Origin of the sequence: Paraburkholderia sp. SIMBA_054 (genome assembly GCF_046534875.1) — a bacterium.
Classification (GTDB): Bacteria; Pseudomonadota; Gammaproteobacteria; order Burkholderiales; family Burkholderiaceae; genus Paraburkholderia; species Paraburkholderia hospita.
On sequence record NZ_JAWRXV010000006.1, the window covers coordinates 247,954 to 269,718 of the forward strand.

Annotated in this window: 17 protein-coding genes, 1 tRNA gene and 2 riboswitches; of the genes, 10 read left to right on the forward strand and 8 right to left on the reverse strand. The window is 63.8% G+C overall.

All coding sequences use genetic code 11. The annotated features are described in order from the left end of the window. Window positions 1-57 precede the first annotated feature (57 nt). Together SB822_RS09925 and SB822_RS09930 are read right to left on the reverse strand one after the other, a co-directional pair. Window positions 58-1,170, reverse strand: a complete 1,113-nt coding sequence (locus tag SB822_RS09925; RefSeq protein ID WP_410854577.1) for an alginate lyase family protein — start codon at window positions 1,168-1,170, stop codon at window positions 58-60. Window positions 1,171-1,480: 310 nt separating this feature from the next. After that, window positions 1,481-2,077, reverse strand: coding sequence for a YdcF family protein (locus SB822_RS09930; protein ID WP_410854544.1), 597 nt, complete (start codon window positions 2,075-2,077; stop codon window positions 1,481-1,483). Window positions 2,078-2,083: 6 nt separating this feature from the next. Here SB822_RS09930 and SB822_RS09935 point away from each other — a divergent pair, with 6 nt between their 5' ends. From SB822_RS09935 to SB822_RS09965, 7 genes are all read left to right on the forward strand, one after another. Then, window positions 2,084-2,695: a formyltransferase family protein gene (locus SB822_RS09935; RefSeq protein ID WP_079498630.1), complete on the forward strand. Its 612-nt coding sequence runs from the start codon at window positions 2,084-2,086 to the stop codon at window positions 2,693-2,695. Window positions 2,696-2,768: 73 nt separating this feature from the next. After that, complete coding sequence (gene pseB, locus SB822_RS09940) at window positions 2,769-3,764, forward strand: UDP-N-acetylglucosamine 4,6-dehydratase (inverting) (RefSeq protein ID WP_410854545.1); 996 nt, start codon at window positions 2,769-2,771, stop codon at window positions 3,762-3,764. Then, the gene (pseC, locus tag SB822_RS09945; protein WP_410854546.1) at window positions 3,761-4,927 is read left to right on the forward strand and encodes a UDP-4-amino-4,6-dideoxy-N-acetyl-beta-L-altrosamine transaminase; all 1,167 of its coding nucleotides are present in this window, start codon (window positions 3,761-3,763) and stop codon (window positions 4,925-4,927) included. Before pseB ends, pseC begins: the two co-directional genes overlap by 4 nt. After that, a complete protein-coding gene (pseF, locus tag SB822_RS09950; protein ID WP_090834665.1) occupies window positions 4,924-5,625 on the forward strand; it encodes a pseudaminic acid cytidylyltransferase in 702 nt (233 codons plus the stop codon). Before pseC ends, pseF begins: the two co-directional genes overlap by 4 nt. 73 nt (window positions 5,626-5,698) lie before the next feature. Beyond that, on the forward strand, window positions 5,699-6,751 hold the full coding sequence (gene pseI, locus SB822_RS09955; RefSeq protein WP_410854547.1) for a pseudaminic acid synthase: 1,053 nt from the start codon (window positions 5,699-5,701) through the stop codon (window positions 6,749-6,751). Continuing rightward, entirely contained in the window at window positions 6,748-8,034 is a 1,287-nt protein-coding gene (locus tag SB822_RS09960; protein ID WP_410854548.1) for a class I SAM-dependent methyltransferase, read from the forward strand. The genes pseI and SB822_RS09960 overlap by 4 nt, the downstream gene beginning before the upstream one ends. Continuing rightward, window positions 8,031-10,076 carry a methyltransferase domain-containing protein gene (locus SB822_RS09965; protein WP_410854549.1) on the forward strand — a complete coding sequence of 682 codons (2,046 nt, stop codon included), beginning with the start codon at window positions 8,031-8,033 and terminating at the stop codon, window positions 10,074-10,076. The genes SB822_RS09960 and SB822_RS09965 overlap by 4 nt, the downstream gene beginning before the upstream one ends. A 114-nt stretch (window positions 10,077-10,190) precedes the next feature. On the opposite strand, the gene gcvP is transcribed toward SB822_RS09965, so the two are convergent. The 5 genes from gcvP to SB822_RS09990 all read right to left on the reverse strand — a co-directional run bounded on the left by gcvP (window position 10,191) and on the right by SB822_RS09990 (window position 16,840). Further along, complete coding sequence (gene gcvP, locus SB822_RS09970; RefSeq protein WP_410854550.1) at window positions 10,191-13,121, reverse strand: aminomethyl-transferring glycine dehydrogenase; 2,931 nt, start codon at window positions 13,119-13,121, stop codon at window positions 10,191-10,193. A gap of 67 nt (window positions 13,122-13,188) precedes the next feature. Beyond that, window positions 13,189-13,569 carry a glycine cleavage system protein GcvH gene (gene gcvH, locus SB822_RS09975; protein WP_007581595.1) on the reverse strand — a complete coding sequence of 127 codons (381 nt, stop codon included), beginning with the start codon at window positions 13,567-13,569 and terminating at the stop codon, window positions 13,189-13,191. Window positions 13,570-13,672: 103 nt separating this feature from the next. After that, window positions 13,673-14,791 (reverse strand): glycine cleavage system aminomethyltransferase GcvT, encoded by a 1,119-nt coding sequence (gene gcvT, locus SB822_RS09980; protein WP_410854551.1) that lies wholly within the window; start codon window positions 14,789-14,791, stop codon window positions 13,673-13,675. An 89-nt stretch (window positions 14,792-14,880) separates the two neighbouring features. Next, window positions 14,881-15,011, reverse strand: a riboswitch (glycine riboswitch). Window positions 15,012-15,061: 50 nt separating this feature from the next. After that, window positions 15,062-15,175, reverse strand: a riboswitch (glycine riboswitch). 160 nt (window positions 15,176-15,335) lie between these two features. Continuing rightward, on the reverse strand, window positions 15,336-15,695 hold the full coding sequence (locus SB822_RS09985; RefSeq protein ID WP_007730944.1) for a hypothetical protein: 360 nt from the start codon (window positions 15,693-15,695) through the stop codon (window positions 15,336-15,338). Window positions 15,696-15,790: 95 nt separating this feature from the next. Further along, window positions 15,791-16,840: an oxidoreductase gene (locus SB822_RS09990; protein WP_410854552.1), complete on the reverse strand. Its 1,050-nt coding sequence runs from the start codon at window positions 16,838-16,840 to the stop codon at window positions 15,791-15,793. Window positions 16,841-17,189: 349 nt separating this feature from the next. On the opposite strand from SB822_RS09990, the gene SB822_RS09995 reads away from it, so the two are divergent. Then, on the forward strand, window positions 17,190-19,277 hold the full coding sequence (locus SB822_RS09995; protein ID WP_410854553.1) for a UvrD-helicase domain-containing protein: 2,088 nt from the start codon (window positions 17,190-17,192) through the stop codon (window positions 19,275-19,277). A gap of 99 nt (window positions 19,278-19,376) precedes the next feature. Here SB822_RS09995 and SB822_RS10000 read toward each other — a convergent pair whose 3' ends face one another. Next, window positions 19,377-20,309 carry a c-type cytochrome gene (locus SB822_RS10000; protein WP_410854554.1) on the reverse strand — a complete coding sequence of 311 codons (933 nt, stop codon included), beginning with the start codon at window positions 20,307-20,309 and terminating at the stop codon, window positions 19,377-19,379. 331 nt (window positions 20,310-20,640) lie between these two features. Between SB822_RS10000 and SB822_RS10005 the strand changes: the two genes are divergently transcribed. Further along, window positions 20,641-20,716: transfer RNA gene (locus tag SB822_RS10005), tRNA-Arg, on the forward strand. 337 nt (window positions 20,717-21,053) lie between these two features. After that, window positions 21,054-21,743 carry a glycosyltransferase family 2 protein gene (locus tag SB822_RS10010; RefSeq protein ID WP_079498663.1) on the forward strand — a complete coding sequence of 230 codons (690 nt, stop codon included), beginning with the start codon at window positions 21,054-21,056 and terminating at the stop codon, window positions 21,741-21,743. The last annotated feature ends 22 nt before the right edge of the window (window positions 21,744-21,765 follow it).

Here is a 21,765-nt window from a genome sequence, read left to right on the forward strand (position 1 = left end):
AAATTCGTTTGTGCTGCACTGCGCGGGTAGCGCGGCAGCAGAATGTGCCGCGCGTGATCAACGCGCCGGCAACGGCAGACACACGGCGAGCCACGCGGGCGGCGTCGGTGCCAGTTTCAGCGCGACGGGCGTGTAGCGTCCGTCGAGCCGCGCGGCGAGGTGATACAGCTCAGCCGCATTCTTCGGGTCCCACTGACCACTATAGCCCGGCAAACCGGCCTCGCGGCGCTTTGTGTCGAAAGGCACGCTCGATCGCACGAATTCGTCGTGCGTTTTCGCGCCCATTGCATACGGCGTGAGCCAGTTCAACGCGGCGGCGAGCGTCGCGCCGCTCGGCGCGCGTTCGTTGAGCCAGTTGCGGTTGTGGCGGCGCGCGGCGAGCGCGGCCGTCACCAGCGGCTGCAGATCGTAAGTCACATAGTGCAGCGCATCGCGCTCGCCGAAATCGACGGTCGTGCCGTCGGGCGCGATGTTGTCGTTGACGTGCTCGACGTACAGGCGCTGCGCGGCCTCGATCATCTTGCGGTTGTCGAGCGTGAAAGCCGCCATGGCGATCAGCTTTACGCGGTGGCTCTGCCAATTGTTACGGAACGTGCCCGTCAGCGGCCGCTTTTGCGCGTCGATCTGCGCGATATAGCCGTTCGCGAGTTTCGCGAGGAACGTCATTGTTGCATTGCGCGTCTTCACGGGCAGGGCGCTCGCGGTCATGTCGTACGCGAGGATCAGCCCTTCGAACGGCGTTTCGTCGATCGGATTGAACGACGGCTGGTAGGTCGTGACCCATGCATACAGCAGGCGGTCGACCAGCTTCAGATAGCGGTCGTCGCTGGTGGCGCGCCACGCGAGGGCAGCATCGCGCAACAGGTCGAGATCTTTCTCCGCTTCCTTGCTCTGGTCGTAAATGCCCTCGTGAGGCAGCGTGCCTTCCGTATGCAACTGACGCACCGCGTGCGCCGGCTCGTTCAGATGCGCCTGGACGTTACTCACCAAAGCCTTGACGCCCGGATCGGAATTGGTTCGCTCGCTGGTTTGCAGCGCGGGCGCGGCGCAGAGGTTCATCGCGGCGTAGGCCGGGCCCGGCGGCAGCACGAATGCTCCTATGGCGAGCAACGTGGCGGCAATGCGCGGAAGAAACGGATGCGTCGATGATGCGCGCGCGCTACGGTGCATCGGCGCCTGACCGTTTCGCTTCATGCATGGCTCCTCTGGTTCGATCCAAGGTGAGATGTTAGCCGTCTGACGCGCAAAGCGACAGCCCGACGGGCGAACGTGCGAGGCTCAGCGCGTCGCGCGTCGCGCACGGGGCGTGTGGCCGTGGCGGCGGGCCGTCCGCCTCGTGTCGCGCCGCCTTATCGGCCGAATTGGCGTGGTTTTCGCCTGCATTTCCACGCGTCGTTTTTTCCGCATGTCGTCGATACTGCCTAACGTGTTACAGGGATTGCGTCGTGAGTGGACGGATCATGGACGGCAGCACGCCGCGTCAGACTCGAGGATAGACGTCGCCGTTGTAGAACGGATGACGCTCGCGCAACCGCTCGAAGATCGCGTCGGCGTCGCCCGCTGCGACGCCGGAGAAGGTGGTGCGGAAGGTGTCGAGCGAGCGCGCTTCGCTGGTCAGTTGCGCGGCAGTCGGAGGAGCACCGGCGCCCACGACCTCGATGTGGAAGGTAGGACCGTAGACAAAGGCGAAGATTTCGAGCGTACGGGCAGCGTGATAGCGGCTGGTGGAGACGAGAATGCGCGGGCCGCCGAAGGTGGTCGCGAGGTTGCGCCGGGTGAAGACGGCATCGCCGACTGTGTCGCGCGACGTGGTCTCCGCGATGATGCGCGATGCGTCGAGGTTCGCGTATTCGAGTGCGTAGCGGCGCATCGCGTCGGCGATGCAGATGTCCGAATCTTCGCGATATGCCCAACCGCACATCACCAGCAATGGCGCCCTGGCGGTTTTCATTGCTTCGATGCCGAGGTCTACGCGTGCGCGGGTTTCGTCGTTCAGGGTTCCGTCCGCATCCATCAGGTTCGCGAGGACCACGACGGCGTCGTAACGCGCGTCGGTGAAATCTTCAGGGTTCGGCATAGGCAAATGAAAGTACTGTTTTTGACGAGTGGCGAGGCGGCGCGGCCGCTGGCCGACTGGCTCGGCCAACGCGAAACGCTGACCGTGCGGGAGACGCCCGTGAGCGCGCAGGAAATCGCAGCGCTTGCGCCGGACCTGATTGTAAGTCACTCGTACCGTCACATTCTGAAGCGCGATGTTCTCGCTGCGGCGCCGGACCGGTTCATCAATCTCCATATCTCGCTGTTGCCGTACAACCGTGGCGCCGATCCGAACCTGTGGTCGTTCATCGACGAAACGCCCAAAGGCGTGTCGATCCACCTGATCGACGAGGGCATCGATACGGGCGCGCTCCTGCTGCAGCGCGAAGTTTCGTTCGACGAGGACAGCGAGACGCTCGGCAGCAGCTACGCGACATTGCAGCAGACGATCGGCGAACTGTTCATGGAGAACTGGTCTTCGCTGCGCGACGGACGAATCGCGCCGCGCGCGCAAAGCGGCGCCGGCACTTTTCATCGCGCGACCGAATTTGCGGCGCTCAAGGATTCGCTGCTGGGCAACGACGGATGGAACGTGCCTGTTCCCGTTCTTCGGCAGCGTTACCGCGCGTTGTCCCGTGAAGCGGGGCGCGGCGGCTGACGGAAACAGGCAGGCAATCGGAACGCACACGGCGGCTCACGAGAAGTACGGCTCGATATCAAGGAAGCGAACAATGTTGGACAACAAGGCAATTTTGATCACGGGTGGCACGGGTTCCTTCGGCCACAAGTTCATCTCGGCCGTGCTGGCGAAATACAAGCCATCGCGCGTCGTCGTGTTCTCGCGCGACGAGCTGAAGCAATACGAAATGCAGCAGAAATTCGACGCGCCGTGCATGCGGTATTTCCTCGGCGACGTGCGCGACGGCGAGCGCCTGCGCCAGGCCATGCGCGGCATCGATTACGTGGTGCATGCCGCCGCGCTCAAGCAGGTGCCTGCGGCCGAGTACAACCCGACGGAATGCATCCGCACGAACGTGACGGGCGCGGAGAACGTGATCAACGCCGCCATCGAGAACGGCGTCGAAAAAGTGATTGCGCTGTCCACCGACAAGGCCGCTAGCCCGATCAACCTGTATGGCGCGACCAAGCTGCTGTCCGACAAGCTGTTCGTGGCGGCGAACAATCTGGTCGGCAAGCATCGCACGCGCTTTGCTGTCGTGCGCTACGGCAACGTGGTCGGTTCGCGCGGCTCCGTGGTGCCGTTCTTCCGCAAGCTGATCGCCGAAGAGGCGAAGAGCCTTCCGATCACCGATCAGCGCATGACGCGCTTCTGGATCACGCTCGATCACGGCGTGGACTTCGTGCTGAAGAACTTTCAGCGCATGCAGGGCGGCGAGATCTTCGTGCCGAAAATTCCGTCCGTGAAGATCGTCGATCTGGCGAAGGCGATGGCGCCCCAGCTTGACCAGCACGTGATCGGCATTCGTCCCGGCGAGAAGCTGCACGAAATGATGATTGCGCGCGACGACAGTCTGCACACGCTTGAATATCACGATCACTACGTCATCACGCCGGCGATCCGTTTTGTCGTGCAAAGCGAGTACGAGACGAACGGCATGGGCGAGACGGGCAGTCGGGTAACGGAAGGCTTCAAGTACACATCCGACAACAACGGCTGGTTCCTCACGGTTGACGAACTGGCTGCCCTCGACAAGCAACATCCATGAGCACGTTCATTCCGTACGGCCGCCAATCGATCGACGACGCGGACATCGCCGCGGTCGAAGCGGTGCTGCGCTCCGACTGGCTCACACAAGGCCCGGCGATTGCCGCTTTCGAGGAAGAGCTGGCTCGCCGCGCCAGCGCGCGTCACGCGGTCGCCGTATGCAACGCGACTGCCGCGCTGCATATCGCGTGCGTCGCCGCAGGGCTGGGGCCGGGCGACCGCCTGTGGACCGTGCCGAACACGTTCGTCGCATCGGCGAATTGCGGCCGGTATTGCGGCGCGGACGTCGATTTCGTCGATATCGATCCGCTGACGTGGTGCATGGACGCCAACCTGCTCGAAGTGAAGTTGCAGGCGGCGCGTCGCGCGGGCACCTTGCCGAAGGTCGTGATTCCCGTCGCGTTCGCGGGCGGCAGTTGCGATATGAAGCGCGTGAAGCGTCTGTCCGACGAATACGGCTTTACGGTGATCGAAGATGCTTCGCATGCTGTCGGTGCATCGTACGCGGGGCGCCCCGTTGGTTGCGGCGACTACGCGCACATGACGGTGTTCAGCTTTCATCCCGTGAAGATCGTGACCACGGGTGAGGGCGGCGCCGTGCTGACCAACGATCCCGGGTTGTGCGATCGCCTGCGCCGCTTGCGCAGTCACGGCATCACGCGCGATCCCGCACAGATGGATGAGCCGGACGTTGGCGCGTGGTCGTACGAGATGCAGGAGCTCGGCTTCAACTATCGGATCACCGATATCCAGGCGGTACTCGGGCTGTCGCAGCTCAAGCGGCTGGATGGCTTTCTCGCGCGACGTCGCATGCTCGTGCAACGCTACGATACGCTGCTGAAGAATCTGCCGCTGCAATTGCCGCAGCTCGATGCGCTCGACGAATCGGCGTGGCATCTCTATGTCGTGCGCGTGAAGGACAACAGTGCGCATGCCGATCGCCGCGCGGTGTTCGATGCGTTGCGAGCCGCCGACATCGGCGTCAACGTTCACTACATCCCCGTTCATCTGCAACCGTACTACCGCCGCCTCGGCTTCAAGCCCGGCGACTTTCCGCAAGCGGAGCAGTATTACCGTGAGGCGCTCAGCCTGCCGCTCTACGCGGCCCTGACCGATGCGCAGCAGGATCGCGTGGTGGCGCAACTAAAGCGGGTGCTCGGATGAGCCGCGTCGCCATTATTCCCGCACGCGGGGGCAGCAAGCGCATTCCGCACAAGAACGTTCGCCTGTTTGACGGCGTGCCCATCATCGCGCACTCGATTCGCGCGGCGCTCGATAGCGCGCTGTTTGATCGCGTCGTGGTCAGCACAGACAGCGAGGACATCGCGGCCGTCGCGCGCGAGTACGGCGCGCAGACGCCGTTCATGCGTCCCCCGGAGCTGTCCAACGACCATGCCGGCACGCTTGAAGTCGTACAGCACGCGTTGAGCGCGCTCGGTGAACACTACGAATACGCGTGCTGCATTTACGCCACCGCGCCGTTCATCGACGTTCGCTACTTGCGCGAAGGTATCTCGATGCTCGAGGCGCATCGCGAGAAGTCGTATGCGTTTTCGGTGACGACCTTCGCGTTCCCCGTGCAGCGGGCATTGCGGCTGACGACCGACGGCGGGCTCGATGCCGTCTATCCCGAACATCGTCTGACGCGTTCGCAGGACTTGCCGGAAACGTGGCATGACGCCGGGCAGTTCTACTGGGGACGCACGCAAGCATGGCAGCGCGGCGACACGCTTTTTTCGCCGCTGTCGATGCCCGTCGTGCTGCCGCGCCATCTCGTGCAGGACATCGACACGCCCGAAGACTGGCGGCGCGCCGAGCTGATGTTCGCGGCGCTTCGGGCGCTCGCGCAATCGAACGGATGAAGCGGGAACGCGCAATACATAGGAACTGCGTGTCCCGATGACGGGACGCGCGGAAGGCGTGAGGAAACTATCGATGAAAGAAATCAGAATCGCGAACCGGTCCGTCGGCCCCGGCAGTCAGCCGTTCGTGATCGCGGAAATGTCCGGCAATCACAACCAGTCGCTCGAACGCGCGCTGGAAATCGTCGAAGCGGCGGCACGCAGCGGCGCGCACGCGCTCAAGCTGCAAACCTATACGCCCGACACGATGACGCTCGACATCGACGAAGGCGAATTCCATATCGGCGACGAGAATAGCCTGTGGGCGGGCAAATCGCTCTATGCGCTGTATCAGCAGGCCTATACGCCGTGGGAATGGCACAAGCCGCTGTTCGATCGCGCGAACGAACTGGGCATGCTCGCCTTCTCGACACCGTTCGACGAAACCGCCGTCGACTTTCTGGAAACACTCGACGTCCCCGCGTACAAGATTGCGAGCTTCGAGAACACCGATCTGCCGCTGATCCGGCGCGTCGCCGCGACAGGCAAGCCGATGATCATCTCGACGGGCATGGCGAGCGTCGCGGAACTCGACGAGGCCGTGCGCGCGGCGCGCGGCGCCGGTTGCGAAGATCTGATCCTGCTCAAGTGCACAAGCTCGTATCCCGCCACGCCCGAGCACAGCAACATTCGCACGATTCCCCACATGCGCGAGCTGTTCGATTGCCAGGTGGGCCTGTCGGATCACACGATGGGCGTCGGCGCTGCCGTCGCGGCCATTGCGCTCGGCGCGACCGTCGTCGAAAAGCACTTCACGTTGCGGCGCGCCGACGGCGGCGTTGACTCGGCGTTCTCGCTGGAGCCGGATGAGATGCGTTCGCTCGTGATCGAAACGGAGCGTGCATGGCAGGCGCTTGGTCACGCAACTTATGGGACCAACGAACAGGAGCGCAAGTCGATGGTCTTCCGGCGCTCGCTGTATGTGGTCAAGGATGTCGGCGCGGGAGAAGCGCTGACGCTCGACAACGTCCGCGCGATCCGGCCTGGACTCGGCATGGCGCCGAAGCATCTGGATACGGTGATCGGCATGACGGCGCGCGCGCCGATCAGGCGCGGCACGGCTCTTACCTGGGACATTCTGAAATGAGCGCACAACCCAACAACGCTGGGCCGCTGGATCGCAAGGATCTGATCCAGTGGAAAACCGATGCGTGGAAAGATCCGGGCATGGTGAACTGGTACTCGGGCCGGATGGTTCAAAGCGAGACCACCAACCTGCTGAAGAACGCCGTCGAGATCAACACGATCCGGCGTCACGCTCGCGGGCCGAAGATCATCGACATCGGCGTCGGCACCGGCCGGGCCGCGCTGCCGCTCGTCGCCGACGGTTACGACGTGATGGGCGTGGACAGCTCTCAGGCGATGCTCGACGAGACGCGGCGCCTCGCGAACGGCTCGCCGATCCGTTTGCAGGTCGGCGACGTCGCGAGCTTGCCGTGCGACGACGCGTCCTTCGACTGCGCCGTCTCGCTGAACGTGCTCGTGCATTTTCCGAACTGGCGTGAAGCGCTGCTCGAATGGAAGCGCGTCGTGCGTCCGGGCGGCCGGATCATCTTCGACATTCACACGCAGGATCACGCCGTCGCTGCGTATGGCGCGGACAAATCCCAATGGCCCGACGCGCTGCGCGCCACCGACGAAGCAGGCAAGTTTGGCCTGTACATGTCGCGTGCGAGTATCGCCGAACTCGTCGAGTTCGCCGATGCACAGGGCTTTGCAATCGAAACGGTTGTGCCTTACGGAGCATTTCTCGGCGGCGGTAATACGAACTGGCTGCTGTATGAGTCGCTCGAGCAGAAGGCGAGCTGGAAGCGCACGCTGTCGTGGTTCGCGCGCGACCAGGGCCTGTTCGATCTCGGGCTTTTCATCGAAGAGGCGATCGTCGCGCATCTCGCGCCGAAGGTCGCGGGCCGCATGTTCGTCGTGCTGGACAACCGGGCCGACCCGGCGGCCAACGCGCGTTTCGCGGCGGACATGGCCGCGCGCAACGCGGCGCTCGATTCCCTCGATTTCGCCAATCTCGTGCAATGGCTGCCGCTCGCGCCCGAAGCGATGAGCGCGGAACTGGACAAGCTGCTCAAGCCGTTGCGTAGCCGGCACTTATTCTTTCTGTTGTTCCAATGCCTGCTGACGCGCTTTCCGAACTTCGAGTTTCGCGGCGCCGTGTCACCGCAGATGCTGCGCGAACTGTCGACATGGCTCGTCAGCAATGCGCTCGACCAGAAGTCGACGGAGATTGCACGCGGCTGGTCGGCGGAACTCGCAGACAAGTTCAAGGCGGGCACCGACGTGACTGTCGGCGCGGAATACAACCTGGTTCGGGCACTGCTGTCCCGATACTTCGGAATTTTTAGCGAGGGCCGGCAATGAAGCAGAAGGCCATTATCAGTCTGCTTTGGGGCAAACACTTCGGCGCGCTGCAGCAGTTCCTGCAGATGCATGAACCGTTGACGGTCATTGCATCGATGGGTTCACTGTCGCCGCAGATGCAGGCGGCCGTTGCGCAGACGGGCAGCACGCTCGTGTCGATCGACGGCTTCGCGCAGGACTCGAACGCGGCGCAGACGGTGAGCGCGGAGACGCAGCAGCTGCTGGGCGCCTTCGAGCGTCACATCCAGTTGCAGCCGGAATTTTGCGGTTTCGCCGCCGATGCGTCGGACAAGCTGCGGCCGGTCGTGTTCGAGAGCGTCAAGGGCGATCTGCCTGCCATCGTTCAGTTGCTCGAATGCCTGAAGCGCGCGGCCGAGCAGTACGACATCGCGCTACTCGTCACCAACGAGGATATGACGCGCGTCGGCAAGACGGCGACGGCATGGGCTCGCGCGCAGGGCATTCCGAGCGTGCATCTCGCGCACTCGATCGCGCTCGTCGATCCGTACACGGTGCACAACGAACTGATCGCGGACAAGCTCGTCGTGTATGGACAGCGCGGCATAGAGGGTTATCGCGATCTGGGCGTCGCGGCGGAACGGCTGATCGCGACGGGCAATCCCGCGTGGGACGGCTATGCGACGCTGCGCAAGCAGAAGCCGGCATGCCGTCAGCAGCTGAACACGAAGTACGGGCTGAAGGCAGAATTGCCGCTCGTCGTATTCGGCACGACGTGGGCCGCGAATCTTAGCGCGCACTGCATCGAAGACATCTATGACGCGTCGGTGCGTGCGTTCATGATCGCGTGCGAAAGCCTGAAAAGGGCGGGTATTCAGATCAACGCCGTCATCAAGGATCGGCCGTCGAATGCCGCGTTCGGCGAGACGCGTTGCGCCGAAATTCTCGCGAAGCTGGGCGCATCGGGAGACGGCTATTACTACGCGAGCGACGACACGGAGCTGTTCGCTGCCGGCGCCGACGTGCTCGTTGCCGTGGACTCGAACTATCTCGTCGAAGGCATGCTGGTGCACACGCCCGTCGTCAATCTGATGAACACGGCGGGTATGTTGATGGGCCCGTGCTTCGAGGCAGAAACGGGCGTTGTCGAAGTCGAGGCGCACGAGCTGGCGTTGGCGCTTCAACAGATCCTTACCAACCCGGAATTGCGCACGGGCCTGGTTCAACTTGGCCAGAAGCGCGCGGCGCACTACAACCACAACGACGGCGATGGGATGGCGACAGTGCGGGTCGCGCAGGTACTGACCGGTGCCGCGAGGGGGCTCGCGCCGCGTATGCAGCGCCATGTGTGGCAACAGTATCTGGACGTCGAGTCGGGCGAGATCGCGGAGGGTTACCACACGCCGGGCCGTCCCAACCTGGTTGCGATGTATTCGAACGATCCGGCGATCGTGATCGATATCGGCTGCGCAGCGGGCAGCACGGCGGCGTTGATCAAGGAGCGCTTCCCGACCAGTCAGGTCTGGGGCATCGAAATGAACCGGGCGGCCGCGCAGGTGGCTAGCAGCAAGATCGATCGCGTGCTGGTCGGCAAGTTTGAGGACTTCGATCTTGAGCGCGAAGGCATCGCGAAGGGCACCCTCGACGGCGTGTTGCTCGCTGATGTGCTCGAGCACATGTACAACCCTTGGGACGTGATGGTGAAGCTGCGTCCCTACATGTCGCCGAAGGGCCAGTTGGTGCTGAGTATCCCCAACGTGCGCAACCTGATGCTGATGGACGATCTGAGCAAAGGCAAATGGACCTATGCCGCGGCCGGCCTGCTCGATATCACGCATATTCGCTTCTTCACGCTCGCAGAGATTGTGAAGTTCGTCGCGGAGACGGGATATCGGATCGTGCGCGCCGAGCACGCGATCGACGGCAGGCTTAGAGACCTCTGGAATCAGAACCAGTCGATCACCGCGCCCACCGAGATCAACATGGATCGGATGAAGCTCAAGGACGTGACGCGCGACGAATTGCTCGAGTTGTGCACGATCCAGTTCCATCTGGTGCTGGAAAAGGATCCGCTGCAAGGCTGACGCACGCTGCCCGCGTGCAAACGAAAAAGGCCCGGTGACGAAGTCGTCACCGGGCCTTGCTGTTTCGGCTGCTGGTTCGGATCGCCCGCGTCACGGCGGGCGAATCCGGATTCGTCACCCGTAATCGGCCACGGGCACGCACGAGCAGAACAGGTTGCGGTCGCCGTACACGTTGTCGGCACGGCCGACGGGCGGCCAGTACTTCTTCGCGACCAGCGATGGCAACGGATACGCCGCCGTTTCGCGTGCATAACCGTGCGTCCATTCGTTCGCGACGACGACAGCCGCCGTGTGCGGCGCGTGCTTCAGCGGATTGTCTTCGCGATCGCTGCGGCCTTCCTCCACGGCGCGGATTTCGTTGCGAATCGCGATCATCGCTTCGATGAAGCGATCCAGCTCTTCCTTCGATTCCGATTCGGTCGGTTCGACCATCAGCGTGCCCGGCACCGGGAAGCTCATCGTCGGCGCGTGGAAGCCGTAGTCCATCAGGCGTTTCGCGACATCGTCGACGGAGATGCCGCTCGTTTCCTTGATGGGGCGCAGATCGAGAATGCACTCGTGCGCAACCAGCCCGCCCGGGCCCGAATACAGCACCGGGTAATGCGGCGCGAGCTTGTTCGCGACGTAGTTCGCGTTGAGGATCGCGGTTTCGGTGGCGGCCGTCAGGTTCTTCGCGCCCATCATCGCGATGTACATCCACGAGATCGGCAGGATCGATGCCGAGCCATAAGGCGCAGCGGAGACGGCACCGATGCCGTTCGCATCGCGTTCATAGCCCGTCGAGGTCTGGTTCGGCAGGAACTTCGCCAGATGCGCGCCGACGGCGACAGGGCCGACGCCCGGTCCGCCGCCGCCGTGCGGAATGCAGAACGTCTTGTGCAGGTTCAGGTGCGAGACATCGCCGCCGAACTGGCCCGGCGCCGCGAGGCCGACCATCGCGTTCATGTTCGCGCCGTCCACATAGACCTGGCCGCCGTGCGCGTGCACGATCTCGCAGACTTCGCGGATGTTCTGCTCGAACACGCCGTGCGTCGACGGGTACGTGATCATGATCGCCGCGAGCTTGTCGGCGTGTTGCGCGGCCTTCTTCTTCAGGTCTTCGATATCGACGTTGCCTTGCGCGTCGCACGCAACGACGACGACCTGCATGCCCGCCATCTGCGCCGACGCCGGGTTCGTGCCGTGCGCCGAAGCGGGAATCAGGCACACGTTACGATGACCTTCGCCGCGCGATTCGTGATACGCGTGGATGATCAGCAGACCCGCGTACTCGCCTTGCGAGCCGGCGTTCGGTTGCAGCGACACGGCCGCGTAGCCGGTTGCGGCGACCAGCATCTGTTCGAGCTGATCGATCATTTCACGGTAGCCGACGGTTTGCTCGGCGGGCGCGAACGGGTGAATCTGGCCGAACTCGGGCCACGTGACGGGCAGCATTTCCGACGTCGCGTTGAGCTTCATCGTGCACGAGCCGAGCGGAATCATCGAGCGGTCGAGCGCGAGGTCCTTGTCCGACAGGCTGCGCAGATAGCGCAGCATTTCCGTTTCCGAATGGTGACGGTTGAACACGTGGTGCGTCAGATACGCGCTTTCGCGTTCGAGCGTGGTCGGGAACGTGTTCGACGCGCCAAGCTTTGCATCGAGTTCGTCGATTTGCGGCACGGCTTCGACGAATGCAGCTTGCGCGAACGCGGCGAGCAGATCTGCGAGATCGGCGCGGGTGGTCGTTTCGTCGATCGACAGACCGACGCGCGTGTCGCTCACGTGACGCAGGTTGATGCCCTTCGCTGTCGCGGCGTCGCGCAGTGCCTGGGTGCGGGCACCCGTTTCGAACGTGAGTGTGTCGAAGAACGATTGGTTGATGAGCGTATAGCCGAGTTGCTTCGCGCCTTCCGCGAGCAGTGCGGCGATGCGGTTCACGCGTTGCGCGATCATCTTCAGGCCGCGCGGGCCGTGATAGACGGCGTACATGCTGGCCATGATCGCGAGCAGCGCTTGCGCCGTGCACACATTCGACGTCGCCTTTTCGCGGCGGATGTGCTGTTCGCGCGTTTGCAGCGCGAGACGCAGCGCGGGATTGCCTTGCGCATCGACGGTCACGCCGACCAGACGGCCCGGCATCTGGCGCTTGAATTCGTCGCGCACGGCGAGATACGCCGCATGTGGGCCGCCGAAGCCGACGGGCACGCCAAAGCGCTGCGAGTTGCCGACAGCCACGTCCGCACCCCATTCGCCCGGCGGCGTGAGCATCGTCAGCGCGAGCAGATCGGCGGCGGCGACCACGTGGCCGCCCGCTGCGTGGATCGCTTCAGCGAGTGCGCGGTAGTCGTGCACGTCGCCGTTCACGCCCGGGTATTGCAGCAGCACGCCGAACGCATTCGACGCAGCCGCATCAGCAGCCGGGCCGACCTTCACTTCGATGCCGACGGGCTTCGCGCGCGTCTTCACGACTTCGATGGTTTGCGGCAGCACGTCGTCTGCCACATAGAAAATGTTCGACTTCGGCTTGCCCACGCGTTGCAGCAGCGTCATCGCTTCGGCGGCCGCCGTCGATTCGTCGAGCAGCGACGCGTTCGAGATCGCGAGACCCGTCAGGTCGACGATCATCTGCTGATAGTTCAGCAGCGCTTCGAGACGGCCTTGCGAGATTTCCGGCTGATACGGCGTGTATGCCGTGTACCACGCCGGATTTTCGAGCACGTTGCGCAGGATGACGGCGGGCGTGTGCGTGTTGTAATAGCCTTGGCCGATGTACGAGCGGAACACCTGGTTCTTGTCCGCGAGTTCGCGCAGCGCGGCGAGCGCTTCGGCTTCGCTCTTCGGCTGGGCGAACGGGCCGAGCGGCAGCGCGTCCTGGCGGCGAATCGTCTTCGGAATCACCGCGTCCATCAACGCGGCGCGCGATGCGAAGCCGAGGGCTTCGAGCATCGACTGCTGATCGGCCGTATCCGGGCCGATATGCCGTTCGGCGAAGGCGTCATGCACTTCGAGCGCGGCGAGCGAGAGAGGAGTGCGGTTCATCAGACGATCCGGGTGTTCGAGCTTCATGGAATGTTCCTGCTGGCGCGGCGTTCTTCTGTCGTGGCGGACGCCGCGCCGGTCGTGAGTAAGTGGCTTATTCGCCGATCGACTTGCCGTACGCGGCGGCGTCCATCAGACGGTCTTCCGAGGCGCCCGCGGCCGGCTTGATCTTGAACAGCCAGTTGTCGTAGGGCGCGCTGTTCACGGCGTCCGGCGTATCGGCGACGTTCTGGTTGGCCTCGATGATCTCGCCCGACACGGGCGCGTAGATATCGGACGCCGCCTTCACCGATTCGATGACGGCGACGGTATCGCCTGCCGAGACGGTCTGGCCCAGTTGCTGCAGTTCGAAGAAGACGATGTCGCCGAGCGCTTCCTGCGCGTGGTCGGTGATGCCGACCGTCAGCGTGCCGTCCGCCTCGGTGCGGACCCATTCGTGCGATTCGGTATATTTCAGATCGGCCGGGATGCTCATCGGATGCTCCTATGCGGTAATTCGGTTAATTTAAATAGTGGGACGCACGCGACGCTTTCGTGTCTGTCTGGTGACTGTGTCGTGACGCTGATCGTATGACCGATCAGCCGACGAGCACTTTGCCGTTGCGCACGAATGGCAGTTTAACCACGCTGGCGGGAAGTGCCTTGTCACGGATCTGAACGTGGACGACGTCGCCCGGCTGCACGCCCTTCGGCACGCGCGCAAAGGCGATCGATTCCTGCATGGTCGGCGAGAACGTGCCGCTCGTGATTTCGCCGTCGCCAGCGGGCGTGACGACCTTTTGGTGCGCGCGCAGCACGCCCGCAGCCTTGCCGTTGTCCTTGTGCAGGATCAGGCCGACAAACGACGACTTCGAACCATCAGCTTCGAGCTTTGCGCGGCCGATGAAATCGCGCGGCGCGGTCAGATCGACCGTCCATGCGAGGCCGGCGTCGAGGGGCGACACGTTGTCGTCCATATCCTGGCCGTACAGGTTCATGCCGGCTTCGAGGCGCAGCGTGTCGCGCGCGCCGAGACCGGCGGGGCGCACGCCTTGCGCCTGCAGCGCGTTCCACAGCGCTTCGACGTGATCGGCGGGAACGATGATTTCGAAGCCGTCTTCGCCCGTGTAGCCGGTGCGCGCGACCGTCAGCTCGCCAAATGGCGTATCGGTGACGCGCGCGGCGTTGAACGGCTTGAGGGCTTCGCTGGCGGCGCGCGCGTGGGGCACGGTCGCCCAGACTTTTTCGCGCGCGTTCGGACCTTGCACGGCGACGATCGCGTAGTCGCGGCGCGGCGTGATGGTCAGGCCGAAGCCTTGTTCGTCATTGAGCTTGGTGAACCACGCGACGTCTTTCTCGGCCGTGCCGGCATTCACGACGACGCGGAAATGATCTTCGCCGAAGTAATAGACGATCAGATCGTCGATCACGCCGCCTTCGGGGTTGAGCAGGCAGGAGTAAAGGGCTTTGCCCGGGGCTTGCAGCTTGCCGACGTTGTTCGCCAGCGCGCGCTCGAAGAAAGCGCGCACGCACTCGCCCGTGAAATCGACGACGCACATGTGGGATACGTCGAACATGCCGGCGTCGGTGCGCACGGCGCGATGCTCTTCGATCTGCGAGCCGTAATTGACGGGCATGTCCCACCCGCCGAAGTCGACCATGCGGGCATTGAGCGCACGGTGCGTGGCGTGGAGCGGGGTGTGTTTGAGTTCGGTCATCGGGGCCTCGGGGCGTCGCTAAACAGGAAAGGCCATGCGGCGAAACCCCTCGCGGCCTGATCCCATCTCGGGCCAACGAGCGATAACTGCATGCCCCCTCTGTCCTCGATACCTGAGAGATTGCGCTGCCGTCAGCGAGTGCTGATGGGCTGGCGCGCGCCCCTTCGGTGGGCAGCCTGCGCGAGCATTCGCGCTACTGCCGCTCTCCAGAGTGCGAAAAACAGGCGCTCGTTCAAATGAGGTCGTTATGACCGGATGACGAGCGGGTTTTTCGACGCGGTCGGTCCTTTTGCCTGAGAGTTTGCGGGTGTGCCCCTTCGGCGGCGCTGGCTGCTGGACGTTCTGAAAACGACAGCGGACGGCGCGCTCTCCCGACGCGTGCGGCGAATGTACGCGAGGGGCGAAGGGATGTCAAATTGGCGCGCCGGGCTTGAGCGGGCGCGGCTGAGCCGGCGGTCGACGCGACGCCGTGGTCAAAAAAGCGCCGCTCGCGAGGCAAGGTAAGCACGCGCCGAACGGTCGGCACGGCACGTGCCACCGTCAATCAGCGGTTGATGGCCGCCGACGCCGTATCCAGTTCCTGATTCAGCACGCGCTGCTCGTCGCCCGTGAGGCCGCCGCCGTGTTGTCCGGCCATGTCGTGCGCTTCGTGGCGGATCGTATCGAGCCGGCGGTGCAGCGCGGCGCCTTCGGGCGGCGGATAGTGGCCCTGGTTCACGCGCGCGTCGACGTTGCGGCCCATGTTGTCGATGCGGCCGTCGACCTGCTCGAGGCGATGCACGGCCATTTCGTGCGGATTCGGCGCGCGAGACGGCTCGGCGAGCTGCTGCGACGGTGAGGCCACGCACGCGGCTAGCGACGAAACCAGCGCGAAACAGCCAAGCGCGCGAACGATATGCTGCATATTCCTTCCTTTCTGTTTGATCCCGAATGGATACCGGAGGGCCACGAAGGCCAACACCCTGACGGGTGGCAGCGAAATCGCCGCCACCCTGACCGCTACGCGCCTCGCCTGAATGCCAGGCGCACGCCTTCCTTCTCACTGCGATTCGCAAGCTCGATGATGGTCATGACGTCCACCGCGTCAGCCGCGCTAACCGGGAACGGCACGCCGTCATGGATCGATGCCGCCAGCGCGCGGTAGAACTCGGCGTACGCGCCGTCGCGCGTCGGCAGATCGCGCTGCACTTCCTGTTCGCCTTCCAGCACGCGCAGCGCGCCCGCTTCATTGCCGCCGCCGAAACCGGCATCGCCCGGACGCAAGCCCGCCTTCAACTGATCTTCCTGCGTGTCCAGCCCGTTCTTCACATAACTGCCGCGCGTGCCGTGGATCGTGTAGCGCGGCGCGACGATCGCCGTCAGCGCGCTCGCGTGCAGCACCACTTCATGGTTCGCGTAGCCGAGCAGCAGATGCACGTAATCCGGCGCGCTCGCATTGTCGCGGTATGCCTTCACCGTTGCATAGACCGTTTCGGGCACGCCGAACAGCGTCAATGCCTGATCGATCAGATGCGGGCCGAGATCGAACAGCAGGCCGCCGCCACGCGACGCCTCTTCGCGCCAGCGTTGCCGGATGCCCGGGCGAAAGCGGTCGAAGTGCGATTCGAAATGCGTGATGCGGCCGAGTTCGCCGCTCGCGATCAGGTCGCGCACGGTCATGAAATCGCCGTCCCAGCGACGGTTGTGGAACGGCGCGAATACCAGCCCCTTGCTTTGCGCGAGATCGGCGAGCGTACATGCATCGGCGGCGGAGAGCGTGACGGGCTTGTCGACGACGACATGCTTGCCCGCTTCGAGCGTGCGGCGTGCGAGGTCGAAGTGCGTGTCGTTCGGCGTCGCGATCACGACGCATTCGATGTCCGACAGCGCGAGCAGCGCGTCGATATCGGCGACGATCGTTGCGTTCGGATAATCGGCGCGCGCCTTGTCCGGCTGGCCCGTGGCAATCGCGGCGACGCTCGCGCGTCCGCAGTGTTCGATCACCGGCGCGTGAAATGTGGCGCCGGCAAAGCCGTAGCCCATCAAGCCAATTTTCAGCGATGAAGACATGCGTGTTCCCTGCAAAACCGGCGCGCCGCGGGGGCGGCGCACAACGCCGCAATTTTGGCATAGCTGCGCTTTGCTTCGTGGCGCATCGGGCGGCGCGCGCCGCGCGGATCTCGTCAGGAAGACATAAGCCGAGGCATCGGAAAGGGCATTCGTGTTAACATCGCGGTTCTCACGCGAACGGCAAAAAGCGCATGGAATCAATTGCGTGGCGCATCGGCGGCGGGTTGGCGGCGCGCCGCGCGGCCACCTGATCCGACGCGTCGCAAGCGCCGTCTCGCTGCATGTTCTCGGGCCGTTCGTAGCGAAGCGCCCTCAATCCCGGTCTCAATCCCTTACTCATCCACACACGATGTCCGCAGGCCTGAATTCCGCCCAAAGCGAAGCGGTGCGCTATCTCGACGGTCCGTGCCTCGTGCTCGCGGGCGCGGGCAGCGGCAAGACGCGCGTGATCACGCAGAAGATCGCGCACCTGATCGAAAACAAAGGCTTCGAGCCGCGCCATATCGCCGCCGTCACCTTCACGAACAAGGCCGCTGCGGAAATGCGCGAGCGCGTGAGCAAGCTGCTCGAAGGCAAGACGCTCACGACGCCCGGCAAGGAAGGGCGCAAGGTGCCCGTCAACCAGCTGACGGTGAGCACGTTCCACTCGCTCGGCGTGCAGATTCTGCGTCAGGAGGCGGAGCATGTCGGCCTGAAGCCGCAATTCTCGATCATGGATTCCGACGACTGCTTCGGCATGATCCAGGAGCAGGTCGGCTCGACGGACAAGGGCTTCATCCGCAAGATCCAGTCGATCATCTCGCTGTGGAAGAACGGCCTCATCATGCCGGATGAAGCGATGGCGATTGCGGCGAACGAGGACGAGCATCAGGCGGCCATCGTTTATCGCAACTACGTCGCGACGCTGCACGCGTATCAGGCCGTCGATTTCGACGATCTGATCCGCCTGCCCGCCGAGCTCTTCAAGAACAACGAGCAGGTGCGCGACCGCTGGCAGAACAAGCTGCGCTATCTGCTGATCGACGAGTATCAGGACACCAACGCGTGTCAGTACGAACTGGTGAAACTGCTGGCGGGCCCCCGCGCCGCGTTCACGGCCGTCGGCGACGACGATCAGGCGATCTACGGCTGGCGCGGCGCAACGCTCGAAAACCTCGCGCAGCTCGGCAAGGATTTTCCGAAGCTGCACGTGATCAAGCTCGAGCAGAACTACCGCTCGACGGTCCGCATCCTGACGGCAGCGAATAACGTGATCGCGAACAATCCGAAGCTCTTCGAGAAGAAGCTGTGGTCCGAGCACGGCATGGGCGATTCGATCTCCGTCACCGGGTGCAACGACGAGGAGCACGAAGCGGAGTCGGTCGTGTTTCGCCTGTCGGCGCACAAGTTCGAGCGTCGCGCGCAGTTTCGCGATTACGCGATCCTCTATCGCGGCAACTTTCAGGCGCGCATCTTCGAACAGGTGCTGCGCCGCGAGCGGATTCCGTATGTGCTGTCGGGCGGCCAGTCGTTCTTCGACAAGGCCGAGATCAAGGACATCTGCGCGTACCTGCGTTTGATCGCCAATGCCGACGACGATCCCGCGTTCATCCGCGCGATCACGACGCCGCGCCGTGGCGTCGGCAATACGACGCTCGAAGCGCTCGGCGCGTTCGCGGGGCAGGCGAAGGTGTCGCTGTTCGAGGCCGTGTACATGGGCGGCATCGAGGCGCGGCTGTCGGCGCGCCAGGTCGAGCCGCTGCGCGTGTTCTGCGATTTCATGCAGCGTCTGCGAGACCGGGCCGATAAGGATGCGGCGACGTCCGTGCTCGACGACATGATGGAAGCGATCCACTACGAAGCCTATCTGTACGACGCATTCGACGAGCGCCAGGCGCAGTCGAAATGGCAAAACGTGCTGGAGTTTTTGGAGTGGTTGAAGCGCAAGGGCACAAAGCCTGAACCGGCAGCAGGCACGGAACAGACAGGCTACGACAACGCCGATGGTCTCGCCGACACCGGCAAGAATCTGCTCGGACTGATTCAGACGGTTGCGTTGATGTCGATGCTTGAGGGCAAGGACGAAGACCCCGATGCGGTGCGGCTGTCGACGGTGCATGCATCGAAGGGGCTCGAATATCCGCATGTGTTCCTGGTCGGCGTCGAGGAAGGCATCATGCCGCATCGCGGCGGCACGGAAGACGACGGCCCGATCGACGACGAGCGCATCGAGGAAGAACGTCGGCTGATGTATGTCGCGATCACGCGTGCGCAGCGCAGCTTGCATCTGAACTGGTGCAAGAAGCGCAAGCGGGCGCGTGAGACGGTGGTGTGCGAGCCATCGCGCTTCATCCCGGAGATGGGGCTCGACGAAGCGCCGCCGCCGACGCCGGAAGAAGCGCCGATGTCGCCGAAGGATCGCCTGGCGAGTCTCAAGGCGCTGTTGCAGAAGGCTTGATCAGGCGAACGCACGCTGTGCGTGCATGCTGAAGGCATAAAAAATCCCCGCTCTCTCGAGGCGGGGATTTTTGTTTGCGCCGTGAAAGATGCGCGGTGCTTATTTCGACGCGTTGACCATGTAATCGACGGCGGCCTTCACATCAGCGTCCGACGCGCTCGATCCGCCTTTCGGCGGCATCGCGCCCTTGCCGTGCAGCGCGTAGTTGTAGACGGTTTCCATCGGCTCCTTCAGGCGCAGCGCCCAGGCGTCCTTGTCGCCGAATTTCGGCGCGTTCAGCACGCCCGCCGCGTGACAGGCCTGGCAGACCTGCTGATACAGCGCCTTGCCCGCCTGCGATGCGTCCGCGCTCTGCGTCGCGCCCGATGCGGGCGCCGCGCCTTGCGGCACATTGGCCATGGCGGCCATCGCGGCCGCCGCCTGGGTGCCTGCTGCATCGGAGGCACCGGCTGCGCCTGATGCCGCTTCGGCGCCCGAAGCCGCCGCTGCGCCAGAAGCGCCGGCCGGCCCTGCGGCTGGCTGACCCGGCATAGGCTTCGGCGGATCTGCGAACTTCGCGCCCGCGTTGTTCGCCATGTATGCGACGGCGAGGCCGATTTCGTAATCGCTGTAATCGTCCGGGCTCGTGCCGCCGCGCGCGGGCATCGCGCCCTTGCCCGTCAGCGCGTTGTGCCAGAGCGTATCGAAACCTTCGCCGATGCGCGGCGCCCAGTCGGCCGTGTTGGTGAACTTCGGCGCGCCTGCTGCGCCCGACGCGTGACACGTCGAACACACGGCTTTGTAGACTTCCTCGCCCGTCTTGTAGACGCGGGGCGCATCGGCGTCGCGGATGTCGACCTTGGCGAGGGGTTGGGTACGCGCGTCGACTGCGGCATCGGACAGACTGTCGGTGCCCGCGCCCGTGCGGGTCGAGTTGTCGACGTAATAGGCGAGCAGAATGATGATGATGACGGGGACAGCAAAACCCGCGATGACTGCGGCGATCAGCTGTCCGGGGGTTTTGATCGGGGCTCCGTGTGGTGCTTCGCTCATGCTTGTCTCGTCTCCCGTGGGTATTGTGAGCGGTACAGCGCGACGGCAACAACTTTGTTCTTGATCAGCCACGGACGATTATAGACGGAAGGTTTCGGCGTCGGCGAGCGGGCCCGGAAGGTGTTCAGTAGGCGTTTACGCGAACACTTTCGGGGTTTGTTGCGTGGCTGGCCGGAGCCGGCGAACCGTCCCGGGCCATTCGACTGCGTCTGCCGCCCCGCGCAAGCCCGCTCGCGGTGGACGGGCCGTCCGAAACCGGGTATGCTCTCGGTCTCGCTTTAGCGCCATATCTCGCATCAACTGCGTGATTTTGCAGCGCTTTTTGCCGAATGCGCCCGTAGCTCAATGGATAGAGTACTGCCCTCCGAAGGCAGGGGTTGCTGGTTCGATCCCAGCCGGGCGCGCCAAAACGCATCGTGCGTGGCGGTTAAGCACAACAACATCACATCAGCACCCGCGCCAAACCCGCTCCTATGCGGGTTTTTTTACGCCTTCTTCTTGCGCAGTCCACTGCGCAATGCCTTTGCGTCGTTCCCCACAGTCCCCCGAAATAAGCCCATTAACTCCATCTGATCCACCAATCGCCCATCCGCCCTCGCGGACAGAATAGCGTCACGGTAGCTCATTGCGGGTCGAGTTTCCGTTGCAGCCGGCGCGTGTTTTGCCGGCAGCGCGTCGCCATTACGCGAGCGCTGTCCGGCACGACGCCCGCGCGCTCATCGACACTTTTTCTGTTCCGTTTTCATGAAGCCCATTCGCCTGGTTTGCGGCACGCGTGCCTCTTACGACGATTTCCCTCAGAAGACCGCGCTCGGCCGTTCGCTTTCGCTGTTCCGTCACGCAAGCCCGCCGCAACTGATGCTGTTCGACAACAACCGGGCCGGTCTTTCGTCGATCTATAACTACGCGATCGAACAGTCCCGCAACGACCCGGCGATCCTCGTCTTCCTGCACGACGACCTGCATCTGTGCGACTTCTACTGGATGGACCGCATTCGCGACGCCGTCACGCAATTCGATATCGTCGGTCTGGCGGGCAACACGCGCCGCTTGCCGGGCCAGCCGTCGTGGTTCTTCCGGGACGCGTCCTTCACGCGCGACGACGCGCAGTATCTGAGCGGCGTCGTCGGTCACGGCAGCGGCTTTCCGTGCACGAACATGTCGATCTACGGGCCGCCCGGCCGCGAATGCAAGCTGCTCGACGGCCTGCTGCTCGCCGCCGATAGCGAGCGCCTGATCGCCAGCGGCCTCACGTTCGACGAGCGCTTCGACTTCCATTTCTACGACCTCGATTTCTGCCGCCAGGCCGAGTCGCGCGGACTGCGCATGGGAACGTGGCCGATGAGCGTCGTGCACGAAAGCGGCGGATCGTTCGGCAGCCCCGCATGGCGCGGCGGCTACGAGCGCTACATGCAGAAGTACATGGGCGTGTAAGCGCGTCGCCATCCGCGCCACT